Here is a 19561-nt window from a genome sequence, read left to right on the forward strand (position 1 = left end):
TTTAACATGTTTAATTCGTTGATGGGAACGAGTACGTCATGATTTGTCCCTCAGAGAGTTGGCCTTCCGGTGCAAGCCAACGTTCAGAACATGACCGAAGATCCTCCCGGAGAAGTGAGCTGAAGCGCTTAAATTTATGGCGTGTGTAAGCAATCACCGTTTGCCATGCGTTATAATGGCGCCCTGCTGAAGTTGAGTAGGGCTCAGAGAGTCGTGACAAGATCGTCTTCTTTAGACTGGTCTAATTACGGAATCAGGGTGGTAACGCGAGCACAGTCTCGTCCCTTTTACAGGGATGGGGCTTTTTTTGTTGCTTTTTTTAAGTGCGCTAGAACAATTAATGATGAGCAGAGAGGAAGTATGACGTTATGAACAGAGTGGATGTTAAAGAAAAAGCACGGTCACGTGACCTACGCATCCTGAGCAAATGGAAACAGGAGGACACGTTCCGTAAATCCATTACCAATCGTGAAGGAAAGCCTAATTTTGTGTTTTATGAGGGCCCACCAACAGCTAACGGCAAACCACACATCGGTCATGTGCTGGGTCGCGTAATTAAGGATTTCGTCGGCCGCTATCAGACCATGAAGGGATACCGCGTTGTACGTAAGGCGGGTTGGGATACGCATGGCCTGCCGGTAGAACTGGGTGTGCAAAAGCAACTGGGGATCTCTCACAAGCCTGAAATTGAAGAATACGGTGTTGAGAAATTTATTAAAAAATGTAAAGCGAGCGTGTTTGAATACGAGCAGCAGTGGCGCGATTTAACCGAAGCGATCGGATACTGGACAGACCTCGATCACCCATACATTACCTTGGACAATAACTATATCGAGAGTGTATGGAACATTTTGGCGACGATTCATGAGAAAGATCTGCTGTATCGTGGTCATCGTGTGAGTCCGTACTGCCCGGATTGTCAGACAACACTAAGTTCCCATGAAGTAGCACAGGGCTACAAAGATGTAAAGGATCTGAGTGCCACGGCCAAATTCAAGCTGCATAGCAGTGGTGAATATGTATTGGCCTGGACGACAACACCTTGGACCTTGCCGAGTCACGTGGCGCTCGCCGTCAACCCTGAGCTGGAATACGCACGTGTGAAGCAGGAAGATGGGGTATACATCGTTGCTAAAAATCTTGTTGAGACCGTAATTAAAGGTGATCATGAAGTGATTGGCACGCTATCGGGTTCAGAACTGGTAGGCCAAACCTATACCCCGCCATTTACTTATTTTCAGGTAGAGAAAGGTAACCAAATTCTGGGTGCCAAGTTCGTAACAGATTCCAGCGGTACAGGTATCGTTCATATGGCCCCGGCACATGGTGAGGATGACTATCGCGTATGTCGTGAAAATGGCGTTGGTTTTATCAACGTAGTGGATCTCCAAGGTAACTATGTAGCTGAAATCACTGATTTTGCAGGCCGTTTTGTGAAAGATTGTGATGTAGATATTGTGAAAATGCTGTCCGAAAAAGGGTTGCTGTACAGCAAGGAAAAATACGAGCATAGCTATCCGTTCTGCTGGCGCTGCGATACTCCATTATTGTACTATGCGATGGACAGCTGGTTTATCAAAACAACTGCGATCAAGGATCAACTGATTGCCAACAACAGCGAAGTTGAATGGTACCCGGGCCATGTACGCGAAGGACGCTTCGGTAAGTTTTTGGAGGAACTGGTGGATTGGAACATCAGTCGCGATCGCTATTGGGGTACACCGCTCAATATCTGGGTTTGTGAGGAAACTGGAGAACAGTTCGCACCTCATAGTATTGCTGAATTGAGAGAACGTGCAATTGGGGATGTACCAGCGGATATCGAGCTACACAAACCTTATGTAGATGATATCAAGGTTCGTAGCCAATGCGGTAAATACGAAATGACTCGCACACCGGAAGTCATCGATGTATGGTTCGATAGCGGCTCTATGCCGTTTGCACAGCATCACTATCCTTTTGAGAATAATGAAACGTTTGAGCAGCAATTTCCGGCAGATATGATCTGTGAAGGGATTGACCAGACTCGTGGCTGGTTCTATAGCTTGCTTGCGGTTTCGACGATGTTGACTGGCAAAGCTCCTTACAAAGCTGTCATGGCAACAGGCCATGTACTGGATGAGCAGGGGCAGAAAATGTCCAAATCGAAGGGTAATGTTATTGATCCGTGGGAAGTGATTGATGAGTACGGAACAGATGCTTTCCGCTGGGCATTACTGTCCGATAGTGCACCATGGAATAGCAAACGTTTTTCCAAAGGCATTGTAGGCGAGGCTAAATCGAAACTGGTAGATACGCTTGTCAATACACACGCATTTCTGACTCTGTATGCGGATATTGATGGATTTGATCCGGCACAGCATCCATTCAAGCCATCGGCACACAAGTTGGATCGCTGGATTTTATCCCGTCTAAACAGCCTAATCTTGGTTGTGGATAAAGCATTGTCTGTAAATGACTTCCTGAACTCCTCCAAAGCGATTGAGTCGTTTGTGGATGAGCTGAGTAACTGGTATATCCGTCGTTCACGTGATCGTTTCTGGGGTAACGGGCTTACAGAAGATAAGCTGGATGCGTATCGAACATTGACTGAGGTGTTGTTAACGACGGCGAAGCTGCTGGCACCGTTCACACCGCTGCTTGCTGAGGATATTTACCTCAACCTGAGCAATGGGGAAAGTGTTCATTTGGATGACTATCCGTCTGCCAATGAATCCTTAATTGATCTGGAACTGGAACGAGATATGGAAACAGCACGTCGCGTCGTTGAATTAGCACGTAATGTCCGTAACGAAACGGGTTTGAAAACACGTCAACCGTTGTCTGAATTGATTCTGTCTATGGATCAGGATTTTGACCTGAGCGGCTATGAAGAAATCATTAAAGATGAGATCAATGTGAAGCATATTCATGTTGAGACGGATGATAGCGGATTTGTTGATTTTACATTGAAGCTGAATTTGAAAGTAGCAGGCAAGAAATACGGCAAAAATGTCGGATTCCTACAAAACCTTTTCAAAGGAATGTCTGCTGAGGATACTCGTTCTGTTGTAGAAAAAGGAGTGCTGAACGTAGCTTCTCCAGAAGGGGAAGAGTTGCAAGTTACAGCTGAGGAATTGCTGGTGGAGAAAAAAGCGAAAGAAGGCTTCGCTTCTGCTTCTGGCTATGGCTTAACGGTAGCGCTGAACACAGACATTACACCTGAGCTTGAGCAAGAGGGTTGGGTACGTGAAGTGGTTCGCGCGGTACAAGACTACCGCAAAAAGCTGGATCTGCCGATTGAAAAGTATGTAGCATTGACGTTGGATGTAGACAGCGACTTGCGTCAGGCGATCGAAAGCTTCGACTCTGTGTTGCGTGAGAACGTATTGGTAACCACGGTGACATTTGGTCAAGCTGAACCAGCGGAACATGTAGAAGTGAACGGCAAAACCATCGGCGTTCATATTGGGGAATAATTACAAGCCCCCTGTCCCATAATACAATAACAGGCAGCATATAAAAACGAGCCTAAGCATCGGAAACGGGTTTCCTCCGTTACGTGCTTCGGCTCGTTTGCTGCTTTCGGGGCAGCTATGGGAAAAGGGGGATTGTGCATATGACAGCACGGTCAAGGCGCAGACAGGGAAGGAGTCTCCGAGGGATGAACGGAGAAGGGGCCGCCATAGCCTCAGAAAAGGGAATAGCAGGTGAACAGGCAGAGAAACTAAGTCGTGTGGAAAAGCTGGTGCAAGCTGTGTCAGAGCAGATGGAACGAACACGTATTGCAGATTATGCTTTGCTGCTGAATAAGCCTTGGCGATTGCTTTGGCTAAACCTAATATCAGGTGTTTCCCGAGGGATCGGCATTGCGCTAGGGTTTACTTTTTTTGCTGCTACCATTATTTATGTGCTTCAAGTGCTCGGAGCGTTGAATTTGCCGATTATCGGTGATTATATCGCTGATATTGTACGGATCGTACAGCGACAATTAGAGCTTACTACCTACTAGGCGTTTCACTTTAAAGCTTACGATTCGTCCTCGTGCAAATCTGGCTCCAGCAGACCTTCACCCTCGCCATCTTCTATATAACGCTGATAAATAGAACTACGGACAATGGATACATTTCTGCCATAAATGTCAGTAGCGACAAAGCTTTCATATGGCTCTACGAAGCCCATATTATCATCGCCGGCTTCGATTTCCATATCATCATAGCGATGGATTTCTCCACTTTCCGCCATGGCCGGAGTGTTAGAGGTCCCCCAATTTTCAACGATCTGCCAAGCATCTTCACCGTCAAAGCCGTTTTGTTCTTCACGCTCATCCAGGCTTGTTCTACCGAACGCGGGAGCGAGAAATTCTTCCTCCACCGGACGGTTGTTGGATACTTCTGTTTCAGGACTGAATTCTTTGCAATAAATGGTATAGGGAACAGCGAGCAGACGTTCATAGGGAATGGGCTTACCGCTGGCGGCGCAAATGCCATAGGTTCCCTTGTCCATAGCCATCAAGGCTGATTTGATACGTTCCAATTGAAACTCGTCATGCTCCAGCAAGGAAATATCTTTAGCTCGCTCATAGGTTTCGGTAGCCAGATCGCCTGGATGGTTATCAATGGGAGAAAGCTCACCGGTTTGATCACGTTGAGAATCGCCGAGTCCATAATGGTCGTTGCTTTGCAACCGATGCTCAATTTCCTTTTTGCGTTCCAGCAGTTCGTTACGCAAGCCTTGTAATTGTTGCTCCGTCAATGGGGACATGGAATCCTCTCCTTGTTCTAGATTTACGTGCATGCGTTGTGTCAGGTATGCTCCTTGTAGTGTGCACCGGGAAGACCTCTTTTACATAGGAAATTCTAATCAAATGTGATCGAGTTCATTCCATTCAAGGACTGTGCTCGAAAGCCTGCAGGACTCGTGGACGATCTGAGAAGGCTTATGCTACAATAAATGGGTTCGACAACGGATATAAGCGGATCGGAGTGACGAAGGACTGTGATTTATTTTGGTATTGCGCTAATTATTTTTTTGATTGATCAGGGAGTCAAATATTTGGTGGCTACGCGGATGGAATTGTACGAGCAAATACCAGTCATCGGCAATTTCTTTTTAATTACCTCCCATCGTAATCGCGGAGCCGCTTTTGGGATTTTGGAAGGGCAACGCTGGCTTTTTATCGTGATCACAATTGTAGTAGTGATCGGTATCGTATGGTACCTAAGAAAAACAGTCAGAGCTGGGCAAAAACTACTTCCTGTTGCGCTAAGTTTGGTGCTTGGGGGAGCGGTTGGTAATTTTTTGGATCGGGCTATTTCTGGAGAAGTGGTTGATTTTGCACAGTTCAATTTTGGAAGCTACACATTCCCGATTTTTAATGTGGCAGATTCGGCAATTGTCATCGGTGTTGCACTGATTATTTTGGATACATTGCTGGAATCGCGTCGGGAAAAAGGGAATGGCAATGATAGCGTTGAAGGGAAGTCATAGCATGAACGAAGTGAATGAAAATGGCGAAGCCATAGGTCTGTCTTATGAGGACGAACTGGAGGGTGAATCTCTGGAATGGACGGCAGATTCAGGGAATGTCAAAACACGTATAGACAAATACATCGCCGAAGAAATGAAGGAAGTATCTCGTTCTCAAATTCAGCTGTGGATCGGGAATGGTCGCGTACTGGTGAACGGTACGGCGGTCAAAGCGAACTACAAGCTGGCTGAAGGAGATCATATTGTATTATCGGTACCTGAGCCAGAAAGTGTAGATATTATGCCGGAAAATATTCCGCTAGATGTTGTATACGAGGATTCGGACGTTATTGTCATTAACAAGCAACGTGGTCTAGTGGTGCATCCTGCACCAGGACACTCCTCGGGAACACTGGTCAACGCACTGATGTACCACTGCCATGACCTTTCCGGCATTAACGGGGAATTACGTCCCGGTATTGTTCACCGTATTGATAAGGATACATCAGGACTGCTGATGGCGGCTAAAAATGATCAGGCCCACGCATCACTTGCAGCACAGCTTAAGGATCATAGCGTGACTCGGAAATATATTGCATTGGTCCACGGTCATTTGAGCCACGATCAGGGAACCGTAGATGCTCCGATCGGTCGTGATTCAGGTGATCGTAAAATGTTCACGGTGACGGAACGCAACAGCAAGCATGCAGTTACCCATTTTCTCGTTATTGAACGGTTGGGGGATTATACCCTGCTTGAACTTCAATTGGAGACAGGACGCACACACCAAATTCGTGTTCACATGAAATTCATTGGACATCCATTGGTTGGCGACCCTATGTATGGGCGCAGTAAAGGGATTCGTATGGATGGCCAAGCGCTGCATGCGGCGGTTCTGGGATTTAAGCATCCAACCACGGGAGAATACTTGGAATTTAGCAGACCGATCCCTCCTGATATGGAGGACATATTAACGTCCTTGCGTAGTCGCTAAAACAACGATGAACTGCTTTTCTATTCAAAAACTTGAATAAATCATTAATTTAGACCGCCTAAATGGCGGTTTTTTTATTGTGAGACAAGGAATGGGTAAAAACAACTATGGATAATTATACAGATATGATGTATATTTATTAAAGTGCTTCCGGTGGTTCCGGTTGAACGGGTGTTGACACGAGATTTTCAATCTGTCATACTTCTTGTAGTTGCGATGAACTTTGTCCAAGAGATGGTTAGCCATCTCGCACTATAAGAAGCAGGACAAAGGAAATCCTGAATAGCACCTTTAAATCAGTCCCGTGAGGCTGGCAAGGTAACGTGAATGGATCACTGATCAGTGCATCCGCTGCGGCGGTATGTCTTCAGTGTGTCCGACAGATCGGAGAACAGTGGAAGACTGTTCATACGAGACTCCTTGCCAAACTTGGGCAAGGAGTCTTTTTTGTATCCGACACGGGACCAGGTCTGAAGGGAACATCACCTGAGGAGGCTGGAAGCATGAGTAATGAAACACATGTACTTATGGATGAAATTGCGATTCGTCGGGCATTAACGCGGATTGCACATGAAATTTTGGAGAAAAACAAGGGTATCGACGATTGCGTGCTAGTAGGTATTCGAACACGCGGAGTTCATCTGGCGCAGCGCTTGGCTGAAAAAATTGCTGAGATTGAAGGCGCACCGATTCCATGGGGAGAGCTGGATGTTACAGCCTACCGGGATGACCGGAGCAGCGTTGCCGAGGCTAAAGGAAATGGAAAAGAGCTTTTGATGAATCCTGCTGACGTATCGGTTCATGATAAGAAAGTCATTCTCTTTGACGATGTGCTGTACACAGGCCGCACCATTCGAGCGGCGATGGATGCATTGATGGACTGCGGACGACCGCAAATGATCCAGCTGGCTGTGCTAGCAGATCGCGGACACCGTGAGCTTCCGATTCGTCCGGATTACATCGGCAAGAACATCCCGACCTCCAAATCTGAGGAAATCGTAGTTGCACTTCAGGAGACGGACGGTAAGGACGAAGTGACGATCATTCAGAACCGGGGGGAATAGGTATGATCACAACAGCCAGTCAACTTAGAGAACGTAGCCTGCTCGGATTAAAAGAACTTAGCCGAAATGAAATTGAGTCGATTCTGGATCGTGCTCATTATTGGGAATCACAGCCGCAAAAGCTGATTCCAGTCCTACAGTCACGCTTCGCAGCCAACATGTTTTTTGAAAATAGTACACGCACACGCTTTTCTTTTGAAATGGCGGAGAAGCGGCTCGGCGCTCAGGTTTTGAACTTTTCCGCTGCGGCTTCCAGTGTGGAAAAAGGGGAGTCCATTTACGATACTGTACGTACGCTCGAATCCATGGGCATTGATGCTGGAGTCATCCGGTTAAAGCCAGCCGGAGTGCTGCAAGAGCTTGCTGAGAAGGTTAGTGTTCCGCTGGTTAATGCGGGAGACGGCAACAATGAGCATCCAACGCAGGCTTTGCTGGATCTCTACACCATGCGCAAAACTTTCGGTGAGCTTAAAGGCTTGAGAGTATCCATCATAGGAGACATTTTGCACAGCCGTGTAGCTCGCTCGAATCTGTGGGCCTTGCAAAAATTCGGAGCCAAGGTTAGCTTCTGTGCACCGGACAATATGCAGGCACCTGAGCTTGCAACGTACGCACCTTATGTGCCGATGCAAGAAGCTTTGCAGGCAGACGTGGTCATGATGCTGCGAGTCCAGCTTGAACGGCATGCTGAAGGGATGTTGCGCTCAGCGGATGAGTACCGAGAGCAGTACGGTCTGACAGAAGAAAGAGCAGCGAGCCTTAAGTCCGGAACAATTATCATGCACCCGGCTCCAGTGAATCGGAATGTGGAGATCGACAGTGCAGTTGTGGAAAGCGAGCAATCACGAATTTTTCCGCAAATGGCCAACGGGGTTCCGATCCGCATGGCGGTTATGGAACGGGCAATGAAGCTGTAGCAGCTGTCAGTAGGATCGTAGGAAAAAGTTGCAAAAAACCTGAGCGGAGGAATATTTCAGATGAAACAATTAATTATGAATGCAAGCGTATTGAACGAGCAGGGCGAGACGGAATTAAAATCCATCCTAATCGCTGACGGAAAAATTTTGGCTATCGCAAATGCGGAAGCCGGAGTTAGCCTCATTATGGAAGAAGGGGCATCTGGACAAGAGCTCGAAGTCGAAAAAATCGACGCCCAGGGAAAGCTGGTCATCCCCGGTCTAATCGACATGCATGTGCATCTGAGAGAACCTGGCTTTGAATATAAAGAAACAATTGAAACAGGCAGCCGCGCTGCGGTGAAAGGTGGATTTACCACGATTGCCTGCATGCCAAACACACGTCCAGTGACAGACAATGTAGACACGGTTCAGCTAGTGCTGAAAAAGGGTAAGGAAGCTGGGCTCGCCAAGGTACTTCCTTACGCAGCCATCACGAAAAACGAACTGGGACGTGAGCTGACAGATTTTGAAGCGCTCAAAGCAGCAGGTGCCATCGGCTTTACTGATGACGGAGTCGGAGTGCAAAGTGCACAAATGATGAAGGATGCCATGTCACGAGCCAAAGCGCTGGATATGCCGGTCATTGCACACTGTGAAGATAACACGCTGGTTGTAGGAGCAGCAGTGACAGACGGTGAATTTGCCAAGCGTCACGGGCTCAAAGGCATACCCAACGAATCTGAGGCTATCCATGTTGGACGTGACATCCTGCTATCCGAGGCAACCGGGGCACATTATCATGTATGCCATGTAAGTACAGAGCAATCGGTGCGCTTGATCCGCCATGCCAAATCCTTTGGCATCAAGGTCACTGCTGAGGTATGCCCGCATCACTTGGTACTTTCCGATGAAGATATTCCTGGACTGGATGCCAACTGGAAAATGAATCCACCGCTTCGCTCCCCGCGTGATGTGCAGGCATGCATCGAAGGGTTGCAGGACGGCACAATTGATATCATCGTAACTGACCATGCAGCACACAGCGAGGAAGAGAAGGCAAAAGGGATGGAGCTGGCGCCATTTGGAATCGTCGGATTTGAAACAGCCTTTCCGCTGTTGTACACCAAATTCGTAGCTACCGGAAAATGGACGCTGGACTTTCTAGTACGCCGCATGACGGCTGACCCAGCGCGTGTCTTCCGCCTTGATACGGGACGTCTGGAAGAGGGAGCACCCGCTGACCTGACCATGATTGATCTGGAGCAGGAGCAGGCAGTTGATCCACAAACGTTTGCCAGCAAAGGACGCAACACTCCTTTTACAGGCTGGAAGCTCAAAGGCTGGCCGGTGAAAACTTGGGTAGACGGCAAACTGGTATGGTCTGCTGACGAAGCAAAATAATACACAACTAATTAAAAAAATAGAACCTTATAGCAGGAAACAAAATAGAGGAGTGAGACGGGATGCAGGCAAGATTGTTACTTCAGGACGGCACGCTGTTTACAGGCACATCATTTGGTGCGGAAGGTGAAAAAACAGGCGAAGTCGTTTTCAACACAGGGATTACAGGCTATCAAGAGGTGCTGACGGATCCCTCTTATTGCGGACAAATCGTAACCATGACTTACCCGCTAATTGGAAATTACGGAATTACTCGTGATGATTTTGAATCAGTACGGCCTTATGTACACGGCTTTGCTGTTCGACATTACGAGCCGGCGCCAAGTAACTGGCGTGCTCAATACAGCGTGGGCGATTTGCTGAAGGAATATGGCATCATTGGTATTAGCGACATCGACACCCGCATGCTCACCCGGATTATTCGCCATCACGGCACAATGAAGGGCATTTTGACGACTGGTTCCCAGCCGTTGGAAGAACTAAAAGAAATGATGTCCGACATGACCATAGAAGAACTGCGTAATCAGGTTCCTTTGACTTCTACTCCTCATCCGTACAGCAGCCCTGGCAACGGAGAACGGATTGTATTGATTGACTATGGTGCTAAAAGCGGCATCCTGCGCGAACTGAATAAACGAGACTGTGATGTGGTTGTCGTTCCACATGATACGACGGCCGAGGAAATTCGCCGCTTGGATCCGGACGGTATTCAGCTGTCCAACGGTCCTGGAGATCCAAAAGACGTACCGCATGCTGTACGTACGGTGGCTGAATTGCTAGGGGAATACCCGATTTTCGGAATTTGCTTGGGACACCAGTTGTTCGCCTTGGCTTCGGGAGCAGATACGGAAAAGCTGAAATTCGGACATCGCGGTGGTAACCACCCGGTGAAAGAACTGGAGAGCGGACGCTGCTTCATCACATCACAAAATCATGGCTACACAGTGAATGAGGAATCGATCCAAGGAACAGAACTTGAAGTGACGCATATTAACAACAACGATAAAACGATTGAGGGTCTTAAACATACTAAGTATCCCGCGTTTTCGGTGCAATACCATCCAGAGGCTGCGCCTGGTCCTTACGATAATGGCTACCTGTTTGACCGCTTCCTGGAAATGATCCGTGAACACAAAAGAAATCAACCAAAGCAACCGCGTCAGGCTGCTATCGCCGCCGCAGTGAGAGGAGAGCGCTAATATGCCGAAAAATACAGAACTTAAAAAAATACTCGTGATCGGTTCCGGTCCTATCGTCATTGGTCAGGCAGCAGAATTCGATTACGCTGGTACACAAGCTTGTCAAGCGCTCAAAGAAGAAGGCGTCGAGGTAGTACTGATCAACAGTAACCCGGCAACCATCATGACAGACACCAATATGGCAGATAAAGTATACATCGAGCCGATTACACTTGATTTTGTAACACAGATTATCCGCCAGGAACGTCCGGATGGTCTCCTTCCTACGCTGGGAGGACAGACAGGTTTGAATATGGCAGTGGAACTGGCTCGCGCTGGGGTGTTGGAACGCGAAAATGTTAAGCTGCTCGGAACTCAACTGAATTCAATTGAAAAAGCTGAAGATCGGGACTTGTTCCGCGACTTGATGCGTGAGTTGGAACAGCCAGTACCGGAGAGCGTAATTGTAACAACACTGGAAGAGTCATTGGAATTTGCTAACGAAATCGGTTACCCCATTATCGTTCGTCCGGCTTATACGCTGGGAGGTACAGGCGGTGGGATTTGCGCCACAGAAGAAGAATTACGTGAAACAGTCAGCTCTGGCTTACGCTACAGTCCAATCGGGCAATGCTTAGTGGAAAAAAGTATCGCAGGTATGAAGGAAGTCGAGTATGAAGTTATGCGTGACGGCAATGACAACTGTATCGTTGTCTGTAATATGGAAAACTTTGATCCGGTCGGCGTGCACACTGGGGACAGTATCGTCGTAGCGCCAAGTCAAACGCTGTCAGATCGCGAGTATCAGATGCTGCGCTCTGCTTCTCTGAAAATTATCCGCGCCCTCAATATCGAAGGCGGCTGTAATGTACAGTTTGCGCTGGATCCGCACAGCTATCAATACTACGTGATTGAGGTCAACCCACGGGTGAGTCGTTCCTCGGCACTGGCTTCCAAGGCGACAGGATATCCGATTGCCAAAATGGCGGCCAAAATTGCACTAGGCTACACACTGGATGAAATTGTGAATCCAGTAACGGGACAAACGTATGCTTGCTTTGAGCCGACATTGGATTACATCGTGAGTAAAATACCACGCTGGCCATTTGACAAGTTCATTTCTGCCAACCGCAAGCTTGGCACACAAATGAAAGCAACCGGTGAAGTCATGGCCATCGGACGTACATTTGAAGAATCTATCCATAAAGCGGTCCGTTCTCTGGAAATTGGGGTACATCGCCTGCATCTAAAGGGCGCCGATCAACTATCTGATGAGGTACTCAAAGAGCGTCTGGCTAAAGCAGATGATGAGCGCTTGTTCCTGGTAGCCGAGGCATTCCGTCGTGGCTGGAAACAACAGGACATTCAGGATGTAACCAAAATTGATTGGTGGTTCCTCGATAAGGTAGAAGGAATTGTTAAGTTCGAATCCATTATCGCTGGAGAGTCTGAGCTGTCCTCGGAAACACTTTATCAGGCCAAACGAAAAGGTTTTACCGACCGCTCCATTGCCGAGATTCGCAGTATGGGTCAACAGAAGAGTATGACAACCGAGTCTGAGGTTCGTGAATTCCGTCTAAATCAAAACCTGCGTCCTGTCTACAAAATGGTAGATACGTGCGCAGCCGAGTTTGAAGCCACAACTCCGTACTACTACTCCTCTTATGAGGTGGAAAACGAAGTGATTCCATCCAACAAAGAGAAAGTTATCGTACTCGGCTCAGGACCCATTCGGATCGGGCAAGGGATTGAATTTGACTACTCCACCGTGCACGCGGTATGGGCTATCCAAAAAGCAGGTTACGAAGCCGTAATTATCAATAACAATCCGGAGACCGTCTCTACAGACTTCAACACGTCGGACCGTCTCTACTTTGAGCCACTTTTCTTCGAAGATGTAATGAATGTCATTGAGCAGGAAAAACCGATTGGTGTCATCGTCCAGTTCGGCGGTCAAACGGCGATTAACCTTGCAGCTCCACTTAGCGCAGCAGGCGTGAATATTCTGGGTACGAGTCTGGAAAGTATCGATGAAGCAGAAGACCGGAAAAAGTTTGAACAGCTGCTGTCTCGCCTTGCTATCGCCCAGCCTAAAGGCAACACGGTCACGTCGGTAGATGAAGCGGTAGGAACTGCCCAAGCATTGGGGTATCCGGTTCTGGTACGTCCATCCTACGTCCTGGGCGGGCGTGCTATGGAAATTGTGTACTCAGATACGGAATTGCTGCGGTACATGGAAGAAGCGGTTAAAATCAATCCGGAACATCCTGTGCTCATCGACCGTTATATGTTAGGCAAAGAAGTTGAGGTTGACGCCATCTGTGACGGTGAAACGGTCCTGGTACCAGGGATTATGGAACATGTGGAACGGGCAGGGGTTCACTCAGGTGACTCGATCGCAGTATATCCGCCACAACACTTGTCTGACGAGCTGAAGAAAAAAGTCGTGGACATTACGATCAGCATCGCCAAGGAATTGAAAACGATTGGTCTGGTAAACATTCAGTTCGTCATTCATCAAGATGAAGTCTATGTCATCGAGGTTAACCCTCGTTCCTCACGGACAGTTCCTTTCTTGAGTAAAGTAACGAATATTCCGATGGCGAACCTGGCGACACAGGCCATTTTGGGCGGTAAGCTCAAAGATGCAGGCTATACAGATGGACTATGGCCTGAAAGTAATTATGTCTCGGTTAAGGTTCCTGTATTCTCCTTTGCCAAGCTGCGTCGTGTAGAGCCGACACTGGGGCCTGAAATGAAATCTACAGGTGAAGTTATGGGACGCGATATCCAGTACGCCAAAGCATTATACAAAGGACTCGTAGGTGCAGGTATGAAAATTCCATCTACTGGGGCGATCATCATCACAGTGGCGGATAAGGATAAAGAAGAAGCTGTCGAGCTGATGCAGGGCTTTTACAGATTAGGCTACAAAATTATTGCTACAGGTGGAACGGCAGCAGCCTTGGAACAGGCCAACATTCCAGTGAACACTGTTAACAAGCTAAGTGAGGGCAATCCGAATATTTTGGATATGATCCGCACAGGTGAAGCCAACTTCGTCTTCAACACGCTGACCAAAGGCAAAACACCAGAGCGTGACGGATTCCGCATCCGCCGTGAAGCAGTTGAGAACGGTATTGTCTGCATGACCTCGCTGGATACAGTGCGCGCTCTGTTAAAAATGCTGGAGACGATTAACTTCACATCCGAATCGATGCCAGTTCTGAGCAACTAACAAGTTATGAATAGATGAGAAAAATAAGTGGTAATGGGAAGGGCATTCATCAGCTTTTGCTGACGGATGTCCTTTATCACGGGCAAATATACCCGAATTGATGTGAGAAGGGGCGGTAGAACGGTGAACGAAGCATTTCAGCGGATGGCAGGACGGCTGATGGTTGCGCTAGATTACCCGGATGCACAACAGGCAGAGCAGTTAATTCGGCAGCTGGAGGGAATTCCTTGTTATATAAAAGTGGGTATGCAGCTGTTTTATAGCGCAGGACCAGCTTTTGTAGAACAATTAAAATCAAGAGGATACTCCGTATTTCTGGATTTGAAAATGCATGATATCCCTAACACGGTACGGGGAGGGGCAGAGAGCATTACCCGTCTAGGGGTGGATATGTTTAACGTACACGCTGCTGGAGGCCGCAGTATGATGTCGGCAGCCAGAGCCGGGGCCGAAGCAGCGATTTCCGCAGACAGCTCACTTACCATGCCGCTAATTATTGCAGTCACACAGCTGACCAGTACGGATCAGACGACCATGAATACGGAGTTAGGCATTCCTGGCACAGTACAGGATGCTGTTGTTCGTTATGCACAATTGACGCGTGAGGCTGGATTGGACGGTGTGGTCGCATCTCCATTAGAAGTGCCTGCGATTCGTGCGGTATGCGGATCTGACTTTAAAACCATAACCCCTGGCATACGCCCCGCTGGCAGCGCTACAGGTGATCAGTCGCGTGTCCTAACACCTGGACAAGCCATTGCCCAGGGCAGCAGCTACATTGTCGTTGGACGGCCGATCACGGCAGCATCAGACCCACGCGCCGCAGCGAAACATATTATTGAGGAGATGATACAAGTATGACTACATTAAATAATATACCAGAGCAAATTGCATCCCATCTGTTGCGCATTCAGGCAGTGGCGCTGCGTCCACAGCAGCCTTTTACATGGACATCAGGCATTAAATCCCCTATCTACTGTGACAATCGCCTGACCATGTCCTACCCGGAGGTGCGTGAACTAATCGCAGACTCTTTTGCGGCTATCATCCGCGAACAATACCCTGAAACCGAGGTTATTGCCGGCACAGCCACAGCAGGGATTCCTCATGCCGCCTGGGTGGCGCAAAAGCTAAATCTGCCAATGGCTTATGTTAGAGACAAAGCTAAAGGACATGGGAAAGAGAATCAAATTGAAGGTCGTATCAGCGCCGGACAAAAGGTTATGGTTATCGAAGACCTCATCTCTACTGGGGGAAGCTCCATTAAAGCAGCACAGGCTGTAGAGCAAGCAGGCGCTCAGCCGTTAGCTGTACTGGCTATTTTCAGCTACCAGCTGGACAAAGCCACTCAAGCCTTTGAAGAAGCAGGAGTGAAGCTGCAGACCTTGTCCAATTACACCGCCTTGATGGAGGTTGCCTTGCGTGAAGGAACCATTCAGGAGGAAGAGATGGAACTGCTACGTTCCTGGCGTCAGGACCCGGCTTCCTTCGGCAAATAAGGCTAAGTAATAGAGACAACGGAGCTAATAAGTAGTGCGTCACAGACTCATTGCGATCCAGTCCAGACTGTTAGAAATCAAGCTGTGTAAATCGAATTCGATCCGGTTACACTAACTCCTACTATCATGTGAAAAGAGGGAGTTCGGATGTATTGGGTTTACTACGGCAGACTGTACACGACTAAATTTCAGGCAGGATGTTTGGCAAAAAGGCTGGAGCATGACGGATGGATGTACGGCTACAATGATCCCCGCGCAGTGGAGGTGTACCGCTCGCGCAAAGGTCGTTATGGTGTCCGATTTATTCCATAGGTTTACAAAAATAATTTTTAAAAAGAAAATTTCTAAAAACTATTGACGAAACACAAGAAAATGTTGTATATTAATTAACGTTGCTGTTACGAATATGTAACGTGAATATACATGTTTTTTTGAGGGCCCTTAGCTCAGTTGGTTAGAGCGGTCGGCTCATAACCGATTGGTCGGGGGTTCGAGTCCCTCAGGGCCCATTTCCTCAAAAACCCTTGCTAAGCAAGGGTTTTTTTGTTGTCTATACTTTAAATTAAACGATAAGAGTAAGATTTCGGGAAGGAGACAAGAGAGAATCACAAAGAACATTAAAGAAGTTAACACGTGCTTAAGAGATGGAAGAATGAGTTAATCAATAAACGAAGCAAGTGAGTTTTTTATCTATCTGTACAAAATTAAAAAGTTCTATTATTTTGTGTCTAGCATTTTTTGGATGACTGTGGTATATTTATCCTGCTACTAAATACCTAGTTATGTATCATTGAATCGAAAATTTTAATATTTAATGTTATTTTTAGCACACTTTCAATTCAGCTATTTTTTTTGTATTGGTATAATTCTGCTAACACTGCTTAAAAATGATTTTTGTAATTGAATAACAAGTAACTTTAAATAAAAATAACTAGAATTAGAAATCCAGACAAAATTAGAATATAAATTAGCTTTGAGAAAGCGATATAACTATGATGTTTTTCTGTATAATTATTACTCTTAAACGTTTTATAAATGGAGTTTTTTTGCATTTTAAATAATAGAGGTGAATTTTTTGATGGATAATAGTATTAGAGAATAGGTTGTTATATGCATTAATAGGTCGTGACTATAAAGTTTAAATACACTCACTTTGCTAATAGGAGAAGATTTATGGTTAGTATTGTTGATGATATAATTGTATCTGGAATTGTAAATGTTACAACTTCATTTTTGTGTGATATGTTTAAATCTCATAAAAATAAAACTAGACAGAAAACTCTTGAAGGAGAAATAAGCAAATTTATTGAGGAATTTACGGATACTGAACTTGACTCAGGTAGTTTTTTTAAATATCTGAGTCATACAGAGACGATTTTAAACTTCAAAGAATATATTCAATATTCGGCATATAAAAATAAATACAAAGTAAGAATAAAAAAACAAAAAATCCCTTTACTCTTAACAAGAGAGACTTTTATAAAAATTATTTCAGAAAATGCCATATCTTATGTAAATGAAGATATTAAAAAGAAATTAAATTACAATACTGTATATTCATATTTTGAAAAGTTATTATTTGTTATTGAGGAGAAGCTAATAAGCAGGATTCCTGACCATAATGTAAGTATGCTTTATTTTATTAATAGTAGTCTAGCTGAAATGGAGGAACGTATACTAGATAGTGTCAGGTTTCCACTAAAGGAAGATTCGTTTGATCATGAAAGAACACGGGCAACTTATCTTAAATTAATAAAAAGGAAAAACAAAACAACTCACGTTTATGGAATCGATGATTTAGATATGTATTCGTTCTATGTTTTCCCGACGTTACAATATGTAGGGGATAAAACTACAGAGTCCAAAGATCAAAGAAGAAATAGTACTATTGAGTGGACCGATATTTTCAAAGAGTCGAATATAGTGTCAATTATTGGCGGAGCAGGCTTTGGAAAATCTTTATTTTTAAAAAATTTAATAAACAAACATGAAGATTTAAATGTTATTGAAGCTGACAAATTGTTGCCAATTTACTGTGATTTAAAGCAGTTTAAGCTCTATAGCAAAAATAGTTCATCATATTCTTTAGAACAATTTATAGTAGACAGCTTGATTAATCACACAGGAATGGATGGAAAGAATATAAATAAATCTTTTTTGGATTATTTCCTTTCTTCTGGAAGATGTCTAATTATGTTTGATGCACTAGACGAGGTAGAGGCTGAGGACAGAGATGAACTAAATTCTAGAATAGCGAGTTTTTTTGAAGTTACCAATAAAAATAATAAAGTATGTATAACTTCAAGAGCATTAGGGTTTACTTCAAAAACCAGGATAACTTTACAAGTGCACAAGGTTAAAGAAAAGAAGATAAAAGAATATCTAGATAAAATGTGTAAACTTGGTTTGTTTTACGAAAGTGATATTGAAGACTTTCTTTCACAATGTGGTACCTTAATAAGGAACGGTTTTTTGACAAGTTTTTTGCAAGTGTCGTTGTTAGTTAATATATTTAAAGCTGAAAAAGAACTGCCTGAAAATAAAATAGATCTATACGAAAAATGTATTGAGTATATTTCAAAAAAACGGGAGAGGGATCAGAAAAAAACAAGTTTTGATTTTAAAATAATGAGTAGTATTCTAGATAATAATACTAGTTTTGAAAAATTAGCTTTATTGGGTAAGCCTAACAACATAGAAATTGACCAATTGCAAATAAAAGATTATTTCACTTCGCTTTATTCGAAATCATATTTAACAAAAAATGAAACTCTTGTTGCGATTAATGAATTTTTAAAATTTTGCTCCCAAAGAACAGAGCTATACGTAGCAGGTAATCAAGATGGTTATTATAAGTTCTATCATCGTTCGTTTTTTGAATTTTTTTATTCGAAGTGTATGATGAAGGAATTTCCTGAAAATAGAGCTTTTATTACCGAATTAATGACCTTTGATCTTGATTCAGAAATGTTTGATTTGTCTGTAGCATTGATGAAAAAACACGATTATGATAGATATATCGACTTTCTTGATTTAGTTCTAGAGAGAACAAATACAAATTTCTCAAGTGGGGATAATTTTAATGATAAGGATTTTTTAAAGTGTTGCTCAATTTTTTCATCATCTAATGAAAAGTTCTATTTAAACGCTATACTCGAAATAATAGCTCATCCTAGTAGAATACTCACTCGAATTACCGAATCTTCTGCTTTTGATATTATTGGAAGTATTCTTTATAAATTTGATCATAATGAACAAATAAAAGAAAGGTTGATGATTCTATATAAAGAGGAGGTTTTATCAACATATCTGTTTACGCTTATCTTGGAAGAAGTATTTTCCGTTTCGGAAGAAAGGAAAGAGTTTAAAATTAACACTAATATTAACACATTCTTAGTGTTTATTCATTTTGTCGACGCAAAAAAAATAGTTGAAGAACTTCATTCTTGTATTTTAGAAGAAAGAAAACGTTTATTGCGTTTGTTCATAAGCTATGACGTGAAAAACATACGTGTTAATAAGATTATAAATAAGGTTCTGAGGAAATAAAATCAGCTTTTGAACATAGTGTAGTAATTTAAAAAAGATATAATAAAGATACATCAGCTGAAAGGTCATTGAAGGTTTATAGGGGATTCTTTCGATGTTATAGAGTGGAAATTTGTAAATATATAATGGCTGTTAATGTTATTACCACTTAATATTTAGAAGGATAATCAAAGCTAGTGATAATTCGGCTTTGTTCTATAATTTAATGTTGATGATATCCTGTTTGTTAAATACAATTAGCGGAATCCGCTGTACTCTATTCAATATATTAATACTGTTAGTTTGTTCAAG

The 19561-nt window shown here is 44.5% G+C and carries 14 protein-coding genes, 1 tRNA gene and 1 other annotated feature; of the genes, 14 read left to right on the plus strand and 1 reads right to left on the minus strand.

Annotated features, from left to right (window positions below; genetic code table 11):
- Positions 1 to 9 precede the first annotated feature (9 nt).
- Positions 10 to 289 (plus strand) — a binding site (T-box leader).
- A 79-nt stretch (positions 290 to 368) separates the two neighbouring features.
- Together ileS and BN1546_RS20810 are read left to right on the plus strand one after the other, a co-directional pair.
- On the plus strand, positions 369 to 3458 hold the full coding sequence (gene ileS, locus BN1546_RS20805) for an isoleucine--tRNA ligase (protein ID WP_025676449.1): 3090 nt from the start codon (positions 369 to 371) through the stop codon (positions 3456 to 3458).
- Positions 3459 to 3643: 185 nt separating this feature from the next.
- Entirely contained in the window at positions 3644 to 3991 is a 348-nt protein-coding gene (locus BN1546_RS20810) for a DUF5665 domain-containing protein (protein ID WP_025676451.1), read from the plus strand.
- A gap of 17 nt (positions 3992 to 4008) precedes the next feature.
- Here the strand turns inward: BN1546_RS20810 and BN1546_RS20815 are convergent, their stop codons facing one another.
- The gene (locus BN1546_RS20815; protein ID WP_025676453.1) at positions 4009 to 4743 is read right to left on the minus strand and encodes a TraR/DksA C4-type zinc finger protein; all 735 of its coding nucleotides are present in this window, start codon (positions 4741 to 4743) and stop codon (positions 4009 to 4011) included.
- A 234-nt stretch (positions 4744 to 4977) separates the two neighbouring features.
- On the opposite strand from BN1546_RS20815, the gene lspA reads away from it, so the two are divergent.
- The 12 genes from lspA to BN1546_RS20870 all read left to right on the plus strand — a co-directional run bounded on the left by lspA (position 4978) and on the right by BN1546_RS20870 (position 19270).
- Positions 4978 to 5469, plus strand: a complete 492-nt coding sequence (lspA, locus tag BN1546_RS20820; RefSeq protein ID WP_013372070.1) for a signal peptidase II — start codon at positions 4978 to 4980, stop codon at positions 5467 to 5469.
- A 1-nt stretch (position 5470) separates the two neighbouring features.
- Positions 5471 to 6442, plus strand: a complete 972-nt coding sequence (locus tag BN1546_RS20825; protein WP_090738749.1) for an RluA family pseudouridine synthase — start codon at positions 5471 to 5473, stop codon at positions 6440 to 6442.
- A 503-nt stretch (positions 6443 to 6945) separates the two neighbouring features.
- Positions 6946 to 7506: a bifunctional pyr operon transcriptional regulator/uracil phosphoribosyltransferase PyrR gene (pyrR, locus tag BN1546_RS20830; protein WP_013372067.1), complete on the plus strand. Its 561-nt coding sequence runs from the start codon at positions 6946 to 6948 to the stop codon at positions 7504 to 7506.
- A gap of 2 nt (positions 7507 to 7508) precedes the next feature.
- Positions 7509 to 8423 (plus strand): aspartate carbamoyltransferase catalytic subunit, encoded by a 915-nt coding sequence (locus BN1546_RS20835; RefSeq protein WP_058711738.1) that lies wholly within the window; start codon positions 7509 to 7511, stop codon positions 8421 to 8423.
- Between the two features lie 60 nt (positions 8424 to 8483).
- A complete protein-coding gene (locus tag BN1546_RS20840) occupies positions 8484 to 9806 on the plus strand; it encodes a dihydroorotase (RefSeq protein ID WP_090738750.1) in 1323 nt (440 codons plus the stop codon).
- Between the two features lie 62 nt (positions 9807 to 9868).
- Positions 9869 to 11005, plus strand: coding sequence for a glutamine-hydrolyzing carbamoyl-phosphate synthase small subunit (gene carA / locus BN1546_RS20845; RefSeq protein WP_013372064.1), 1137 nt, complete (start codon positions 9869 to 9871; stop codon positions 11003 to 11005).
- Position 11006: 1 nt separating this feature from the next.
- Positions 11007 to 14222 (plus strand): carbamoyl-phosphate synthase large subunit, encoded by a 3216-nt coding sequence (gene carB / locus BN1546_RS20850; protein WP_090738751.1) that lies wholly within the window; start codon positions 11007 to 11009, stop codon positions 14220 to 14222.
- 66 nt (positions 14223 to 14288) lie between these two features.
- Positions 14289 to 15083 carry an orotidine-5'-phosphate decarboxylase gene (pyrF, locus tag BN1546_RS20855; protein WP_090738752.1) on the plus strand — a complete coding sequence of 265 codons (795 nt, stop codon included), beginning with the start codon at positions 14289 to 14291 and terminating at the stop codon, positions 15081 to 15083.
- Entirely contained in the window at positions 15080 to 15721 is a 642-nt protein-coding gene (gene pyrE, locus BN1546_RS20860) for an orotate phosphoribosyltransferase (RefSeq protein ID WP_064796071.1), read from the plus strand. The genes pyrF and pyrE overlap by 4 nt, the downstream gene beginning before the upstream one ends.
- A gap of 147 nt (positions 15722 to 15868) precedes the next feature.
- Complete coding sequence (locus tag BN1546_RS27425; protein WP_010345444.1) at positions 15869 to 16033, plus strand: hypothetical protein; 165 nt, start codon at positions 15869 to 15871, stop codon at positions 16031 to 16033.
- Between the two features lie 123 nt (positions 16034 to 16156).
- Positions 16157 to 16230: transfer RNA gene (locus BN1546_RS20865), tRNA-Ile, on the plus strand.
- Between the two features lie 664 nt (positions 16231 to 16894).
- Positions 16895 to 19270, plus strand: a complete 2376-nt coding sequence (locus BN1546_RS20870) for an NACHT domain-containing protein (RefSeq protein ID WP_090738753.1) — start codon at positions 16895 to 16897, stop codon at positions 19268 to 19270.
- Positions 19271 to 19561: the final 291 nt, after the last annotated feature.

The organism is Paenibacillus sp. Mc5Re-14 (assembly GCF_001049835.1).
In the GTDB taxonomy this organism is placed as follows: Bacteria; Bacillota; Bacilli; order Paenibacillales; family Paenibacillaceae; genus Paenibacillus; species Paenibacillus polymyxa_C.

What these genes read in the sequence shown, in the direction of transcription:
- ileS (WP_025676449.1), top strand. Translation starts at nt 369, where the DNA reads ATGAACAGAGTGGATGTTAAAGAAAAAGCACGGTCACGTGACCTACGC.
- BN1546_RS20810 (WP_025676451.1), top strand. Translation starts at nt 3,644, where the DNA reads ATGAACGGAGAAGGGGCCGCCATAGCCTCAGAAAAGGGAATAGCAGGT.
- BN1546_RS20815 (WP_025676453.1), bottom strand. Translation starts at nt 4,743, where the DNA reads ATGTCCCCATTGACGGAGCAACAATTACAAGGCTTGCGTAACGAACTG.
- BN1546_RS20825 (WP_090738749.1), top strand. Translation starts at nt 5,471, where the DNA reads ATGAACGAAGTGAATGAAAATGGCGAAGCCATAGGTCTGTCTTATGAG.
- pyrR (WP_013372067.1), top strand. Translation starts at nt 6,946, where the DNA reads ATGAGTAATGAAACACATGTACTTATGGATGAAATTGCGATTCGTCGG.
- BN1546_RS20835 (WP_058711738.1), top strand. Translation starts at nt 7,509, where the DNA reads ATGATCACAACAGCCAGTCAACTTAGAGAACGTAGCCTGCTCGGATTA.
- BN1546_RS20840 (WP_090738750.1), top strand. Translation starts at nt 8,484, where the DNA reads ATGAAACAATTAATTATGAATGCAAGCGTATTGAACGAGCAGGGCGAG.
- carA (WP_013372064.1), top strand. Translation starts at nt 9,869, where the DNA reads ATGCAGGCAAGATTGTTACTTCAGGACGGCACGCTGTTTACAGGCACA.
- carB (WP_090738751.1), top strand. Translation starts at nt 11,007, where the DNA reads ATGCCGAAAAATACAGAACTTAAAAAAATACTCGTGATCGGTTCCGGT.
- pyrF (WP_090738752.1), top strand. Translation starts at nt 14,289, where the DNA reads ATGTCCTTTATCACGGGCAAATATACCCGAATTGATGTGAGAAGGGGC.
- pyrE (WP_064796071.1), top strand. Translation starts at nt 15,080, where the DNA reads ATGACTACATTAAATAATATACCAGAGCAAATTGCATCCCATCTGTTG.
- BN1546_RS27425 (WP_010345444.1), top strand. Translation starts at nt 15,869, where the DNA reads ATGTATTGGGTTTACTACGGCAGACTGTACACGACTAAATTTCAGGCA.
- BN1546_RS20870 (WP_090738753.1), top strand. Translation starts at nt 16,895, where the DNA reads ATGGTTAGTATTGTTGATGATATAATTGTATCTGGAATTGTAAATGTT.